Below are 1,206 nucleotides of genomic sequence, written 5' to 3' on the forward strand. Positions count from 1 at the left end.
GTCTCAAGAAGGAGTAACATCGGGACTTGCAGCGACGGACCTCAGGACACTCTTACACCACGTCTGCGCGCGCGACCTTGAAGCGTCCCTAAAATCAGCTGTTACGATAAAAACGGGGGGGGGGTAACTCCGCGGACACGGCCTAGCGCGCTGCCATCCAGTGCCGATTCTGCCATACTCGCAATTCGGCGAGGATGAGGAGTATGAATTGATCGGGGCTTATAGGACAAAATGTGTGTCCTATAAGCCCCAAGGATGACGATTCCAATACGGATGACGACACCAAAACCGGCATCGACGGTTCCATGGACGATTCGGATTCCAAATAGGCCCTGTTAGTTGATCTACTTCTTTGCCGGTGACGTATACGAAACCGCTATACCCGCGGCAATTGCCATGAGACAGCTCGCGATGAATCCGAACTCATACTTCAAAACGTTTGTTGCGGTCAGGGCGATAATCAACACGGTCGCAATTTGCAGAATTATCATTATTGCGAAGAGATTGATTCCTTGTTTGGCCGAAGTCGCTGAGTGAGTTTGGCTTTGTTGATTCAGGTTGTAGCTGACAACAAAAGCGACCAGTTCGCTTGATACGGGGCCGACTACATAGAAAAAGATTGCGTCAATGAAGCCTATAGTGTTGTAAGTTGTTTCGCCGGAAAAAACAGCGTATAAAGCATATCCAAATCTTGGCTGATTCATGTATGAGTACGAAAAGACGAAGAGCGTCAATATTGCTACTACCAGAAGTGCATTCAGGACAAATCGTTTGCTTTTCATCGATCGCTCCTTCCGGGTGACTCTTATTTGTAATTATACAGCATCCATTTGTTTTTCAAAGAATTTGACTGTCCTAAATAACATGCACTTTCGCTGGAGGGTCGCTGTTTGGCGGCCCTCTTTTTTGCACAGGCGCGGTGGGATGGTAATAATCGGGCGGGAGTCAGCCGCTCTGATAGAATCGTCCTTGCTGTCGGCAGCCCTCGTGCCGGGCAGAGCCCTCCATCCGATGGGAGGTGATGCCCATGACCGATTTCACTGAGCTCGTGAAGCTCCTGACTGCTATGGTCTCGCTCCTCACGGCCCTTGTCGGCCTTTCCAAGGCACTCAAGCAGGGTTCGAAGCCCAAGACGATATGAGAAAGCCATTTGGGTCGCCTCCCCCGCGGCGCAGCTTCTTTCCGCGGGCTCGGGATGCCACAATG

1 protein-coding gene is annotated in these 1,206 nt (G+C 50.8%); it reads right to left on the bottom strand.

The annotated features are described in order from the left end of the window. Positions 1–344 precede the first annotated feature (344 nt). Positions 345–782, bottom strand: coding sequence for a hypothetical protein (locus I2E45_RS10305; RefSeq protein WP_195241047.1), 438 nt, complete (start codon positions 780–782; stop codon positions 345–347). Positions 783–1,206 lie beyond the last annotated feature (424 nt).

It is taken from the genome of Collinsella aerofaciens (assembly GCF_015555045.1).
GTDB lineage: Bacteria > Actinomycetota > Coriobacteriia > Coriobacteriales > Coriobacteriaceae > Collinsella > Collinsella aerofaciens_W.

Excerpts from the sequence above, each read along its gene's own strand:
- I2E45_RS10305 (WP_195241047.1), bottom strand. The coding sequence starts at position 782 with ATGAAAAGCAAACGATTTGTCCTGAATGCACTTCTGGTAGTAGCAATA.